At 64.5% G+C, this 11,957-nt stretch carries 15 protein-coding genes and 1 other RNA gene; 1 reads left to right on the top strand and 15 read right to left on the bottom strand.

What is annotated here, in order from left to right:
* Positions 1 to 10 precede the first annotated feature (10 nt).
* From DRB19_RS04875 to DRB19_RS04805, 15 genes are all read right to left on the bottom strand, one after another.
* Positions 11 to 451, bottom strand: a complete 441-nt coding sequence (locus DRB19_RS04875; RefSeq protein ID WP_114184909.1) for an ExbD/TolR family protein — start codon at positions 449 to 451, stop codon at positions 11 to 13.
* 11 nt (positions 452 to 462) lie between these two features.
* Positions 463 to 1,203 carry a protein TolQ gene (gene tolQ / locus DRB19_RS04870; protein WP_114184908.1) on the bottom strand — a complete coding sequence of 247 codons (741 nt, stop codon included), beginning with the start codon at positions 1,201 to 1,203 and terminating at the stop codon, positions 463 to 465.
* A 176-nt stretch (positions 1,204 to 1,379) separates the two neighbouring features.
* Entirely contained in the window at positions 1,380 to 1,853 is a 474-nt protein-coding gene (gene ybgC, locus DRB19_RS04865; protein WP_174799925.1) for a tol-pal system-associated acyl-CoA thioesterase, read from the bottom strand.
* Positions 1,846 to 2,892: a Holliday junction branch migration DNA helicase RuvB gene (gene ruvB / locus DRB19_RS04860; RefSeq protein ID WP_114184906.1), complete on the bottom strand. Its 1,047-nt coding sequence runs from the start codon at positions 2,890 to 2,892 to the stop codon at positions 1,846 to 1,848. The genes ybgC and ruvB overlap by 8 nt, the downstream gene beginning before the upstream one ends.
* Before the next feature lie 159 nt (positions 2,893 to 3,051).
* Positions 3,052 to 3,501: a hypothetical protein gene (locus DRB19_RS04855; RefSeq protein ID WP_114184905.1), complete on the bottom strand. Its 450-nt coding sequence runs from the start codon at positions 3,499 to 3,501 to the stop codon at positions 3,052 to 3,054.
* A gap of 23 nt (positions 3,502 to 3,524) precedes the next feature.
* Positions 3,525 to 4,142 (bottom strand): Holliday junction branch migration protein RuvA, encoded by a 618-nt coding sequence (ruvA, locus tag DRB19_RS04850; RefSeq protein WP_114184904.1) that lies wholly within the window; start codon positions 4,140 to 4,142, stop codon positions 3,525 to 3,527.
* A 132-nt stretch (positions 4,143 to 4,274) separates the two neighbouring features.
* A complete protein-coding gene (ruvC, locus tag DRB19_RS04845) occupies positions 4,275 to 4,778 on the bottom strand; it encodes a crossover junction endodeoxyribonuclease RuvC (RefSeq protein ID WP_114184903.1) in 504 nt (167 codons plus the stop codon).
* A gap of 105 nt (positions 4,779 to 4,883) precedes the next feature.
* Positions 4,884 to 5,630 (bottom strand): YebC/PmpR family DNA-binding transcriptional regulator, encoded by a 747-nt coding sequence (locus DRB19_RS04840; protein ID WP_114184902.1) that lies wholly within the window; start codon positions 5,628 to 5,630, stop codon positions 4,884 to 4,886.
* 274 nt (positions 5,631 to 5,904) lie between these two features.
* Positions 5,905 to 6,576, bottom strand: coding sequence for an exopolysaccharide biosynthesis protein (locus DRB19_RS04835; protein WP_162815585.1), 672 nt, complete (start codon positions 6,574 to 6,576; stop codon positions 5,905 to 5,907).
* A 73-nt stretch (positions 6,577 to 6,649) separates the two neighbouring features.
* Positions 6,650 to 7,471 (bottom strand): TIGR00282 family metallophosphoesterase, encoded by an 822-nt coding sequence (locus tag DRB19_RS04830; RefSeq protein WP_114184900.1) that lies wholly within the window; start codon positions 7,469 to 7,471, stop codon positions 6,650 to 6,652.
* 17 nt (positions 7,472 to 7,488) lie between these two features.
* A complete protein-coding gene (locus DRB19_RS04825; RefSeq protein ID WP_114184899.1) occupies positions 7,489 to 8,064 on the bottom strand; it encodes a 5-formyltetrahydrofolate cyclo-ligase in 576 nt (191 codons plus the stop codon).
* A 4-nt stretch (positions 8,065 to 8,068) separates the two neighbouring features.
* A non-coding RNA gene (gene ssrS / locus DRB19_RS04820) (6S RNA) lies at positions 8,069 to 8,223 on the bottom strand.
* A gap of 73 nt (positions 8,224 to 8,296) precedes the next feature.
* Positions 8,297 to 9,067 carry a GNAT family N-acetyltransferase gene (locus DRB19_RS04815; RefSeq protein WP_114184898.1) on the bottom strand — a complete coding sequence of 257 codons (771 nt, stop codon included), beginning with the start codon at positions 9,065 to 9,067 and terminating at the stop codon, positions 8,297 to 8,299.
* A gap of 12 nt (positions 9,068 to 9,079) precedes the next feature.
* Entirely contained in the window at positions 9,080 to 9,454 is a 375-nt protein-coding gene (locus DRB19_RS04810; RefSeq protein WP_114184897.1) for a cell division protein ZapA, read from the bottom strand.
* A 1-nt stretch (position 9,455) separates the two neighbouring features.
* Complete coding sequence (locus DRB19_RS04805) at positions 9,456 to 9,749, bottom strand: DUF4164 domain-containing protein (protein WP_114184896.1); 294 nt, start codon at positions 9,747 to 9,749, stop codon at positions 9,456 to 9,458.
* Positions 9,750 to 9,988: 239 nt separating this feature from the next.
* On the opposite strand from DRB19_RS04805, the gene tkt reads away from it, so the two are divergent.
* Positions 9,989 to 11,923, top strand: a complete 1,935-nt coding sequence (gene tkt / locus DRB19_RS04800; protein ID WP_245439282.1) for a transketolase — start codon at positions 9,989 to 9,991, stop codon at positions 11,921 to 11,923.
* Positions 11,924 to 11,957 lie beyond the last annotated feature (34 nt).

The following is an 11,957-nucleotide window of genomic DNA, read 5'->3' as shown; positions in this document are numbered from 1 at the left end:
GTCCGTCTCGTCAGCGCTGGTCGGGCTCTGTCACGAGCGCAACCCGCTTGTAGCCGGCCGATGTCACCAGCGACATGATCTGTGCGACCCGGCCATAATCCACCTGTTTTGCGCCGCGCACGAAGATACGCTCGTCGAAGCCTTGCTTCGAGACTTCCGCGAGCTTGCCCACGATAGCGTCGTCCGTCAGTTCGGCGTCGCCGATGAAGATCTGTCCCGTCTCCTTGATGGAGAGGGTCACAGGCTTGGAATCCATGTTGAGGGGCGCGGCCGTGGTCTGCGGCAGGTCCAAGGGCACGCCAACGGTCATCATGGGAGCCGCTACCATGAAAATGATGAGGAGCACGAGCATGACGTCGATGAACGGCGTCATGTTGATCTCGTTGATGGCGCCTCCGCGCCGGCTCCGCCTGCGGCGGCGTCCGCCCGCCATGCCTGTGCTGGTTGCCATGACCGCTTCCCCTACGCCGCGTTCGCCGGGTGGTGGGTTCCATGTCCCATGCGCTCATCGATCTGGCGCGACAGGATGGCCGAGAACTCGTCCGCGAAGCCTTCGAGCCGCGACTGCAGCTTGCCCACTTCCGACTGGAGCTTGTTGTAGGCCAAAACCGCCGGAATGGCCGCGAAGAGGCCGATGGCGGTGGCGAACAGCGCCTCGGCGATGCCCGGGGCCACCACCGCCAGGCTGGTGTTCTTGGAAGCCGCGATGGACGTGAACGAATTCATGATGCCTATCACCGTGCCGAAGAGGCCGATATAGGGGCCGGCGGAGCCGATGGAGGCCAGCACCGTCAGGCGGGCATTAAGGCGCTCCACCTCGCGCTGGATGGTGACGTCGAGAACCTTGTCGATGCGCTGCGGCAGGCTCTGGAACGAGCGGCCCGAGCCCTCGAAGGAGCGCTTCCACTCGCGCATGGCCGCCACGAACACCGCCGAGAGACCCGTGGGCGTGCGGCTCTGGAGGGAGCGGTAGAGCTCCTCCAGGGACTGGCCCGACCAGAACACTTCCTCGAACCGGTCCATGGCGCGCTTGGTGCGGGTGTAGAGCAGGGTCTTGTCGACGATGATCGCCCAGCACCAGACGGACGCCGCAAGCAGCCCCACCATCACGAGCTTGACGACGAAATGCGCCTGCCAGAACAGGCCGAACAGGGACATGTCGTGCACCACAGGGGCGGCCTGGGCCACATCAGCCGGATTCATGATCTCGCGTCCTCGCTCTTCGAGCAGCCTTAAGCCAAGGCTCCGCTTAGGAAAATCTTTTTGCGTATCACTGTTCGTTCGCCCCGGAATCTGTCGAAAATAAGGGCGGCCGTCCAGGAGGCGCACTTCCTCTCCGTCCGTTACATGTTAAGCACACAGTAGGGTTAAGGCTTGGTTTAAGCCTGATCGGCAGGGGCCAATATCCCCCGGAGATCATCTGGAATGCGGGCCGGACGCCCCCCTGAAATGGCCGCTACGCGCACGTCCGCCGTGACGATAACCTCTTCGCCGCGAAGGATGCGCTGGGCGATGACCAGGGATGCGCCCCGTACATCCGCCGTGTGGGTCTCGACGGTCAGAATGTCGTCCATGCGGGCAGGCTTGAAATAGTCGATGGTCATGCGCCGGACCGCGAAGATGAGGCCTTCCCCGTCTGCGTGCAGCGTCGATTGGTCCACCCCGGCCAGACGGAGAAAGTCCGTACGGCCACGCTCCAGGAACCGGAGATAGCTCGCGTGGTAGACCACGCCGGAGAAATCCGTGTCCTCGTAATAGACCCGGACGGGCAGGATATGGGTGCCGTTATCCAGGCGACCGGAGAGGTGAGGAAAGGCGTGGCCCTGCGCTTCTCCGCCTCGCATATCACTCATCCTCGTCCGCGTTGAAGAGCCCGAACTGCGCCACCGTTTCGCGGGTGGGCTCGGGCAGGCCAAGGTGCTTGAAGGCGTGGGGGGTGAGGATGCGGCCGCGGGGGGTGCGCTGCACGAAGCCCTTCTGGATCAGGTAGGGCTCGATGATCTCCTCGATGGCATCCCGGGGCTCGGAGAGGGCCGCCGCGATGGTCTCGATGCCGACCGGGCCGCCGCCGAAGGAATTAGCGATCATGGTCAGGTATTTGCGGTCCATGAGGTCGAGGCCGATGGGGTCCACGTCGAGGAGGCGCAGGGCCCTATCGGCGAGTTCGCGGGTCACGGTCTTCACGTCGTCCACGATGGCGAAGTCGCGCACCCGGCGCAGGAGGCGGCCGGCGATGCGGGGGGTGCCGCGGGAGCGACGGGCGATCTCGTTGGCGCCCTCCTCGCTCATGCCGAGCCCCAGCACCCGGGCGCCGCGCCGGACGATCAGCTCCAGCTCCTCGACCGTATAGAATTCAAGCCGGATCGGGATGCCGAACCGGTCGCGCAACGGGGTCGTGAGAAGGCCCGCGCGCGTGGTGGCCCCGACGAGGGTGAATTTCGGCAGCTCGATCTTCACCGAACGGGCGGCCGGGCCCTCGCCGATAATCAGGTCGAGCTGGTAATCCTCCATCGCCGGATAGAGGATCTCCTCCACGGCCGGGTTGAGGCGGTGGATCTCGTCGATGAAGAGCACGTCCCGCTCTTCCAGGTTGGTCAGCTGCGCCGCCAGGTCACCCGCCTTGGCGATGACCGGGCCCGAGGTCGAGCGGAAATTCACCCCAAGCTCGCGGGCCACGATCTGCGCGAGCGTCGTCTTGCCCAGCCCCGGCGGGCCGACGAAGAGCACGTGGTCGAGGGCATCCCCTCTGGTCTTCGCCGCGTTGATGAACACCTGCAAATTCGCCCGCGCGGCCTTTTGGCCCGTGAAATCGTCGAGCGACAGCGGCCGGATCGACGCTTCGGCATCGTCCTCGCGCTTTTCAGGGCTGAGCAGGCGGCGGGAATCGGTCAAAGAAACGTACCCTTCAGAGATTTGATATGGGCGCACCCGTTCTCATACGCCAATCCTTAAAAAGATCAAAACGGGAACACAAACAATGTCATCAGCAGCGCAGTTGGGTCGTCTTAACAAGTGCATTGCCGGTTTCCAACACGCGAACCTGCACCGCTGCTAGCTGATGGACTTTCGCGACAACCGTCGCGCCATGAGCGCAGAAAGTGCGGTTGAAACAAACAAAATCCCAAATATGGCACAGGAAAACACAAGAGAAGTTGCGTCAAAGATGCTCTCGTAAAACTTAAATTTCACGTCCATGGCCACTATACAAATAAAGAATCCTATCAAAGCCACCAGCAAGCTTATGAACATTGCTATAGGTTCGAATTCATCGTGCCAAGCATATAGCTTGAACAACAGGGACGCCACGAACGCTGCTGGGAATGCCGCGACAACATACAGCTTTGGAAGCATATATAGCCATCCGAGCATGGCTGCATCGTCAATGACGCAACAGGTTGGGAAACTTAGCCAAATCGGAGCTGTTGCAACCAATGCTACTGTTGCCGAGAGCCAAAGCAGCAGAGGGGCGAGGAGAACGAACCGAAGAACAAATCTTCTCATGGAAAACCTCCATGAGTGTAATGTTATCTCGCGAGCTCTCGCAAACCAAGCCGAATGAGTGTCTTGGCCTCGGCCTCCTCACCCGCCTGCTTCAGGGCGGCGGCGACTGCCGCGGAGGCCTGGATCTGGGGATAGCCGAGGTTGACCAGAGCCGAGATGGCGTCCGAGACGGGTACGGGGGCACTGCGATCCTCGATGGAACCGGACAGGCGGATGAGGGCTGGGTCGACGCTGGAGAAGGCCGGAGCCTTATCCTTGAGCTCGGACACGATGCGCTGGGCGAGTTTGGGGCCGACGCCGGGGCCGCGCGCCACGGAGGCCTTGTCGCCGGTGGCGATGGCGGTGGCGAGAGCTCCGGGATCGAGGACGGACAGGATGCCGAGCGCCACCTTGGCGCCCACGCCCTGAACGGATTGCAGCAGGCGGAACCATTCGCGCTCCGCATCCGACCGGAAGCCGAACAGGCGGATCATGTCCTCACGCACATGGGTCTCGATGGACAGAACCGCCGCCTCGCCGGTCTGAGGCAGGTTCTGGAGGGTGCGGGAGGAGCAATGGACCACGTAGCCGACGCCCTGGACGTCGAGTATGACGAAGTCGTCGCCGTAAGAATCCACCACGCCTTTGAGTTTGCCGATCAATTGAGTCTCCGGTCGTCCCGGGGCTGCGAAGCAGAGCCCGAGATCGTTCAACGAGAATGGTGCCTTGTCCTGCGTACGATCCCGGATCGCCTGCGGCGTCCGGGATGACGGCTGCTGTTGCGTTGTAACACCCTATAGGCTCGCCGCCAAAGCCCTGGCCTTGCGGTGGTGCGCGTGGGCGATGGCGATGGCGAGCGCGTCTGCGGCGTCGGCCTTCTTGAAGTCGGCCTTGGGCAGCAGGATTTTCACCATGGCCTGGACCTGGTCCTTCTCGGCGTGGCCGACGCCTACCACGGTCTTCTTCACCTGATTGGCGCCGTATTCCGCCACCGGCAGACCGTGAAGGGCCGGAACCAGCAGGGACATGGCGCGGGCCTGTCCCAGCTTCAGGGTCGCCTGGGCGTCCTTGTTGACGAAGGTCTCCTCCACGGCGACCTCGTCGGGGGTCCAGGTGCCGACCACATCCGTCAACCGGTCGTGGAGCTGCTTGAGGCGAAGCGCAAGCGCCAAGTCGCCGTCCGACGTGACCACGCCGCAAGCCACGAAGGAGAGCTTCGTCCCCTCGATCGTGATGACGCCCCAGCCGGTGTTGCGCAGGCCGGGATCGAGGCCGAGGATGCGGATGCGTTCAGTCACTGATCAATCTCCACCGTCATGCCCGGGCTTGTCCCGGGTATCCACGTCTTCCAACCGCGCAAAGGCGTGGATGGCCGGATCAAGTCCGGCCACGACGATGCTATATCACCCGGCCATCTTCTGCATGAGGGCGTCGGAGAGTTCGAAGTTGCCGTAGACGTTCTGCACGTCGTCGTGCTCTTCCAGGGTCTCCATGAGGCGCATGAGCTTCTCGCCCGTCTCGTCGTCGACAGCCACTGGGGTCTGAGGCTTCCAGACGAGCTTGGAGGCCTTCGGCTCGCCGAACTTTTCCTCAAGCGCCTTAGTGACCTCGTTGAGGGAGGTCTGCTCGCAATAGACCTCGTGGCCGTTCTCGCTCGACACCACGTCGTCCGCGCCCGCCTCGATGGCGGCCTCCAGCATATCGTCGGCGCTGGCGGCCTCGGGCCCGAACTCGATGAAGCCGACCCGGTCGAACATGAACGAGACCGCGCCGGTCTCGGCCAGGTTACCGCCGCTCTTGGTGAAGTAGGAGCGGATGTCCGAGGCCGTGCGGTTGCGGTTGTCGGTCATGGCCTCGATGATGAGGGCAACGCCGCCGGGACCGTAGCCCTCGTAGCGGATCTCCTCGTAGTTCTCGCTGTCGCCGCCCGACGCCTTGTTGATGGCGCGCTGGATGTTGTCCTTGGGCATGTTCTCGGCCCGGGCCGCCAGAATGGCGGCGCGCAGGCGCGGGTTCATGTTGGGGTCGGGCATACCCATCTTGGCCGCCACGGTGATTTCGCGGGCGAGCTTGGAAAACACCTTGGAGCGGACCGCGTCCACCTTGCCCTTGCGGTGCATGATATTCTTGAATTGTGAATGTCCGGCCATGGGGCCTCCGCGATCGCGGCCGAGAGCGTCTTGATGGTCAAGAGCCCGTCAGGCCACGGATGTTGATGGTAGAGCAATACACCTCCGGCAGAGGATATCACTCCTGATTTCGTTTCTGCACTTTCCAGGGGCGAACGGGCGTGCGCCGCGCCTGAAGATGCTTCCGGGGCTTATAAAACGCTGTTGCGCCCGAGGCCAAGCCCCCATGCTCTTCCGGCAAGGGGACATCTCTGCCGAACGTCGCGCCGACGCCCAGACCTATGAGAGATCCAGCCTAGAAGCCGAACCAGCTCGTCATCGCCGCTTGGATCAGGTGATAGGACGCCCCGAGGATCGTGACCGTATAGGCGAGGCCCGCCAGGCCGATGAGATACCCCAGGACCAGGAGATAGCCATCCTCCTCCATCACGGCGATGGACACGATCACGAGGGCGATGGACGGTGGGAAGTTGGTGCCGGGAAACGGGATCAGGACCGAGAGGGCCGCCAGGAAGGCAAAAAGCCCGACGACGCGGTCGCCGAACGCGCTGAAGAGCTGGGTCAGCCTCGGTTTGCACCAGCTCTCGAGCCATTGGAGCTTGGGCTCGGCGATGTCGATGAGGCGCTTGAACTTCGCGGTCGAGATGGTGCGGCGGCGGATGAACCCCGGGAGCCAGGGGTGCTTGTGGCCGAGCATCATCTGAACGCCGAAAATCAGGACCGGCGTCCCGACGATGCCCGCGATGCCCGGCGGCGCCGGCACGCAGTTGGGCAGGCTGAACAGGATCAGGACGAATCCGAAGGCGCGCTCGCCGAAGGCCTCGATGATGTCTCCGATGGAGATCGCTTCGCCCTTGGCGTTGTTGATGACCGCGCGCAGGACAGCCGACGCGCTCTTGTGCTCGAGCACCTCGGGTACCGTGGCGCCCACCTCGCGATAGGGCCTTCTCTTGATTTCGGCGTCCACCTGATCCTCCGTTTGAGCACAGATGGGGATGTTTTCGCTCAGGCCAAGGTACTTGTGCGGAAGTCCCAGACCCTCAATCCCAGAACCGGGGCCAGGTTTCCTCGAGATGAGGCCCGAGCCGCAGGGCCGAGACCCTGGTTGCGAGGCCGGTATGGTCGTCGGTCTCGACCGCGATGCCCGACAGGGTGCCCTCGCCGAGCGCCGGCTCCAGGCGGGACCCGGGCGTCTTCTGGAGGAAGCGGCGGATCGGCTCCTCCTTCTGCATGCCGAGAATCGAATCGTAGTCGCCGCACATGCCCGCATCCGACATATAGGCCGTGCCGCCCGGCAGGACCCGGTGATCGGCGGTCGGCACATGGGTGTGGGTGCCCACCACCAGGCTCGCCCGCCCGTCGAGATGGTGGCCCATGGCCTCCTTCTCGCTGGTCGCCTCCGCATGAACGTCCACGATGATCGCGTCAGCCACCTGACCCAGGGGACAGGCGTCGAGCTCCCGGTCGGCGGCGGCAAAAGGATCGTCCAGGGCATCCATATAGAGGCGACCCATGACGTTCACGACCAGGACCCGGTGGCCCCCGCGCGTGTCGATGAGGTTGGCGCCACGGCCAGGCGTTCCAGGCGGGTAGTTCACGGGACGCAGGAGCCTCGACTGGCGCTCGATGAACACCAGGGTCTCGCGCTGATCCCAGCTGTGATTCCCGAGGGTCACCGCATCGGCGCCCGCGTTGATGAGATCGTCGCAGATGGCCTCGGTAATGCCGAACCCACCCGCCGAATTCTCTCCGTTGATGACCACGCAGTCGAGCCGCCAGCGGTCGCGCAGATGAGGCAGGCGCTCGACCACCACATTGCGGCCGGCCCGCCCGACCACATCGCCAAGGAACAGAAGACGCATGGAAATTCCTTACAAACTCAGGTCCGAATGAGCTCGGCTTCGGTGACGACCACGTCAAGCCGCCGGTCGTGGGGCTCCACCGGAACTCGTTCGATCTCCTGAACCGCATAAGCCAAGCCGATGGTCAAGACCGGGTGCTTGTCTTCGAGCGCCGCGATGGCCCGGTCGAAATGCCCCTTGCCGTAGCCGATGCGCCCGCCGGAACGGTCGAAGGCCACCAGGGGCACGAGGAGCGCCACGGGAAAGCACTCGGGCGCGTCTGGCCCGGGCTCGCGCACGCCGAAGCCGCCTTTCACCAGCACGTCGCCGGGCTGCCAGAGGCGGAAGCTCAAATGGGGGTGGAGGATTTGCGAGAGGGCGACGTCCTGCCCACGGGCGAGCAGCGCCTCCATGAGCGGGCGCGTGTCGACCTCGCTGCGGATCGGCCAATAGGAGCCGACCGGGGTCAATTCACGAAGATCGGGAAGAGACAGAACCTGCTCGGCGATACGTTGCGCGGCTTTTTTTCGGAACGCCTTGTCGAGGCCGTCGCGGCGGGTGAAGCCCTCGGCGCGAAGCTGGTCTTTATACTCGGGAGCGGGCAGAGAAGTCATAGAGTGCGGAGCCACAAAAGCCGTCGGAGAAGCGATCCCGGGAACCTACATAAGTAGGTGGGCGCCGTGTATCCCGGTCCAGGGACCGGGTCAGGGACAGCTCCCATAGGATCGTTAAGGCCCCGGGGAATGAACTCCTGACGCGCCCCGCAGCCCCGCCTTCCTTATGTAGGGACGATAGGGGTCCGGGGAAAGAGGGAAATCGACCGACGCCAGCTTTTAAAATTGCCGCCTACAGAGCATGACGGCGGTAGTGATACCGGTAGGCCTCGGTTCCAAACCCCAGGCCTTCATAGAGGGCGACGGCCGGGGCATTGCCGGCCACCACCGGCACGCAGGCCCCCTTCGCCCCGCACCGGTCCTGCGCCCATGCCAGAATGGCCGAGATCACTCTTTGGGCGTGTCCCTGCCGCCGAAAGTCGGGGTCGGTCGCGACCGAATTCACGCAGACGATGCGATCGTGAACGGCCCCGAAGGCCACGGCGCCGAGGCGTCCCGGGGCCACCGGAATGGCAGCGAACACCGCAGGCACTGCGAGGCTTTCCAAGATCCGCCGATGGATCTCCTGCGCGTCGGCTCTTTGTCCCTGCAACCGGGCAATGGTCCGGAGCCATTCCGCGCCGGGCAGGCGCTCCGTGAGTTCGACCTCGCCTATCGACGGAAGTCCATCGGCAAAACTCCTGTAGAGGACCCGGGTTTCATCTTCAGGCGGGCCATAGCCTCTCCCGTCCAGCGCCGGGCCAATGGTGGATTGCATCATCGAAGAGACGCAAAAGATCGTTGGCAGCCCCTGGGCGGAATACGCCGTCTCACAGGAGCGGATCTTCTCGTGCGGGTCGCAGGTTCCGGACGACAGCAGGTGCACCGAATTCGCCCGACGGGTATACCCGTCGGCAAAGCGCAGCAGCCAACCGTCGAACACGGCCTCGCGCAAGGCAGGCCAGCCGTTGAGGCAGGCCTCCTCAACGCTTCGGGTCAGGCGGGCTCGTTGGGCGTGCTCCATGGCGGGCCGGCCTCAGCCCTGCCCTTGCCCTGGCGCGTTCAGGCTTCTGGCCAACCGCTCGATCCGTTCCGCGGTCTTCTGGATGCCTTCCGCGAACTTCGCTTCGATCCGCTGCGTGCGCTCGTCTCCCGACGATTCGAAGCCACGCGACTCCGCGAGTTCCGCCTCCAGGGCCGCGATCCGCCGTTTCATGTCGTGCATTTCGTCCGCGAGCGTGATGGCGGCCATCACGTGGAGGCGCATGTCGCCAATTTCACCGAAGGCTGCCCGCATCTCGGAGATCTTGGAGTCGAACAAAGCCGCCAGCCCTTCCAGGTGCCGCTCCTCACCGTCGGCGCAGGCCATTCTGTAGGTTTTTCCGGCGATCTCCACGGTCACCTGAGACATCTCAGCCCTCCTCCGGCTCGAGCTGTCCGGCCTGGACGAGCACGCTCTGCACGGCTCCGATCGCCTGGCGGACGCGCCTGCTCACGTCGTCGGTGGCGGCCTCGAACCGATGAAGGCGGGTCAAGGCGCTGTCCAGCTCCACGGCGAGACGGGCCCGGTCGTCCTGCATGAGCTGAAGCTCGGTTTCCAGGTCCCCGCGCCGGTTCTCGGCCTCGAGCCTGCGCGAGACCGAGGCCTCCAGCAGGCCGACGGCCATCTCAAGCCGTTTCAACGCGTCGTCGAGAGTGGAGGTCATGGGATCATCCGGGAATCGGCAAAGACACTAGGCCCGTCGATATCGACGGGCAACGGTCCTTTGGGAATTAAGCAGGTTCATGCCTTTGACTCGCCCCGCCCGCGTGTTAAGGAGCCCGGGCTTTTTGGATGGGCCTGCCTCCAAGGCCCGCAAGACCTGTGGATCAAGCCGTGTCAGATACCGTCTCCGCCGATCGCGTCACCCATTCCGATCTGGCGAATGCCGTTCGCGTTCTCGCCATGGACGCCGTGGAGCAGGCCAAATCGGGCCATCCGGGCTTGCCCATGGGCGCCGCCGACATGGCGACCGTGCTCTTCACGCAATTCCTGAAATACGACGCCGCCGACCCGAAATGGCCTGATCGCGACCGCTTCGTGCTGTCGGCCGGACACGGCTCGATGCTGCTCTACTCGCTCCTGCACCTGACAGGCGTTGACGGCATGACTGTCGAGGAGCTCAAGCGCTTCCGCCAGCTCGACTCGAAGACCCCGGGCCACCCCGAAAACTTCATGACGCCGGGCGTTGAAACCACCACCGGCCCGCTCGGCCAGGGCATCGCCACGGCGGTCGGCATGGCGCTCGCCGAGCGCATGCTCAACGCTGAGTATGGTGACGACCTCGTCGACCACCGCACCTACGTGATCGCCTCGGACGGCGACCTGATGGAGGGCATCAGCCACGAGGCGATCGCGCTTGCGGGCCACCTGAAGCTCAACCGCCTCATCGTTCTGTTCGACGATAACGGAATCTCCATCGACGGCCCCCTGTCGCTCTCCGATTCCGTCGATCAGGTGAAGCGCTTCGAGGCCTGCGGCTGGCGGGCCGAGCGCGTCGACGGGCACGACCCGAAGGCGCTCGCCGACGCCCTGTCCCGGGCGCAAGACTCCGACCGCCCCACCCTCATCGCCTGTAAGACCACCATCGGCTACGGCGCACCCAAGAAGGCCGGCACGTCGAAGGCCCACGGCGAGCCGCTCGGTGCCGAAGAGCTGGCGGGCGCGAAGGCCGCCTACCGCTGGAGCCATGCGCCCTTCGAGGTGCCTGGCGAGATCAAGGACGCCTGGGCGCAAGCCGGCCGGAAGAGCAACAATCTGCGCAAGGCTTGGGCCGACCGGTTGAGCACCTTGCCGGCCGATAAGCGCGCCGAGTTCGAGCGCCGCATTTCCGGCACCCGCCCGCAGGGTCTGGCCGCGGCAGTCGCCAAGCTGAAGGAGCGGCTGATCGCCGAGCCGCAGGCAGTCGCCACCCGTAAGGCCAGCGAGATCGCCCTGGAGGTGATCACCGAGGCGGTGCCGGAGCTGGTGCTGGGCTCGGCTGACCTGACGCCGTCCAACAACACCAAGACCAAGAACCTCAACGCCATCTCGCCCGGCTCCTTCGCCGGCCGCTACATCCATTACGGCATCCGCGAGCATGGCATGGCGGCGGCCATGAACGGCATCGCGCTCCATGGCGGCCTCGTGCCCGTCGGCGCGACCTTCCTGGTCTTCACCGACTATGCCCGGCCCGCCATGCGCATCGCGGCGCTCGCCGGCATTCCGGTGGTCTACGTGATGACCCACGATTCCATCGGCCTCGGCGAGGACGGACCGACCCACCAGCCGGTGGAGCACTTGGCGGCGCTGCGCTCCATGCCGAAGATGCGGGTCTTCCGCCCGGCCGACGCGGTGGAGACCGCGGAGTCCTGGCAACTCGCCCTCGAGCGCACGGACGGACCGAGCGTCCTGGCCCTCACCCGCCAGAACCTGCCGCAGGTGCGCAAGGACGCATCAGGCGACAATCTGTCGGCGACCGGGGCCTACGAACTCTCGCCGGCTGGCGGAAAGGCCCGCGCGACGATCTTCGCCTCGGGCAGCGAGGTGGAGATCGCGCTTGCGGCCCAGAAGCTTCTGAATGAACAAAGCTTCGCCGTTCGCGTTGTATCGGTGCCCTCGCTCGACCTCTTCCTGGCTCAGCCCGAGAACGTCCGTGCCCGCATCATCGGCGATGCGCCGGTCAAGGTCGCGGTCGAGGCCGCCGTGCGCTTCGGCTGGGATTCGGTCATCGGACCCGACGGAATCTTCGTCGGCATGACCGGATTTGGCGCGAGCGCGCCCTATAAGGATCTCTACCGGCACTTCGGCATCACCGCCGAGGCGATCGTCGAGAAGGTTCTCAGAACGCATAATCTGTGAGGCTCGAACTGATTTCGAGCCTTCTAAAAAGGGA

Origin of the sequence: Microvirga aerophila (genome assembly GCF_003332305.1) — a bacterium.
Classification (GTDB): domain Bacteria; phylum Pseudomonadota; class Alphaproteobacteria; order Rhizobiales; family Beijerinckiaceae; genus Microvirga; species Microvirga aerophila.
Note: the sequence above shows the minus strand (reverse complement) of the source record. Positions and strands in the feature narration are given on the sequence as shown.

Coding starts and splice junctions, on each gene's coding strand:
- DRB19_RS04875 (WP_114184909.1), bottom strand. CDS start 451: ATGGCAACCAGCACAGGCATGGCGGGCGGACGCCGCCGCAGGCGGAGC.
- tolQ (WP_114184908.1), bottom strand. CDS start 1,203: ATGAATCCGGCTGATGTGGCCCAGGCCGCCCCTGTGGTGCACGACATG.
- ybgC (WP_174799925.1), bottom strand. CDS start 1,853: ATGAGTGATATGCGAGGCGGAGAAGCGCAGGGCCACGCCTTTCCTCAC.
- DRB19_RS04855 (WP_114184905.1), bottom strand. CDS start 3,501: ATGAGAAGATTTGTTCTTCGGTTCGTTCTCCTCGCCCCTCTGCTGCTT.
- DRB19_RS04840 (WP_114184902.1), bottom strand. CDS start 5,630: ATGGCCGGACATTCACAATTCAAGAATATCATGCACCGCAAGGGCAAG.
- DRB19_RS04830 (WP_114184900.1), bottom strand. CDS start 7,471: ATGCGTCTTCTGTTCCTTGGCGATGTGGTCGGGCGGGCCGGCCGCAAT.
- DRB19_RS04825 (WP_114184899.1), bottom strand. CDS start 8,064: ATGACTTCTCTGCCCGCTCCCGAGTATAAAGACCAGCTTCGCGCCGAG.
- DRB19_RS04815 (WP_114184898.1), bottom strand. CDS start 9,067: ATGGAGCACGCCCAACGAGCCCGCCTGACCCGAAGCGTTGAGGAGGCC.
- DRB19_RS04810 (WP_114184897.1), bottom strand. CDS start 9,454: ATGTCTCAGGTGACCGTGGAGATCGCCGGAAAAACCTACAGAATGGCC.
- DRB19_RS04805 (WP_114184896.1), bottom strand. CDS start 9,749: ATGACCTCCACTCTCGACGACGCGTTGAAACGGCTTGAGATGGCCGTC.
- tkt (WP_245439282.1), top strand. CDS start 9,989: ATGGACGCCGTGGAGCAGGCCAAATCGGGCCATCCGGGCTTGCCCATG.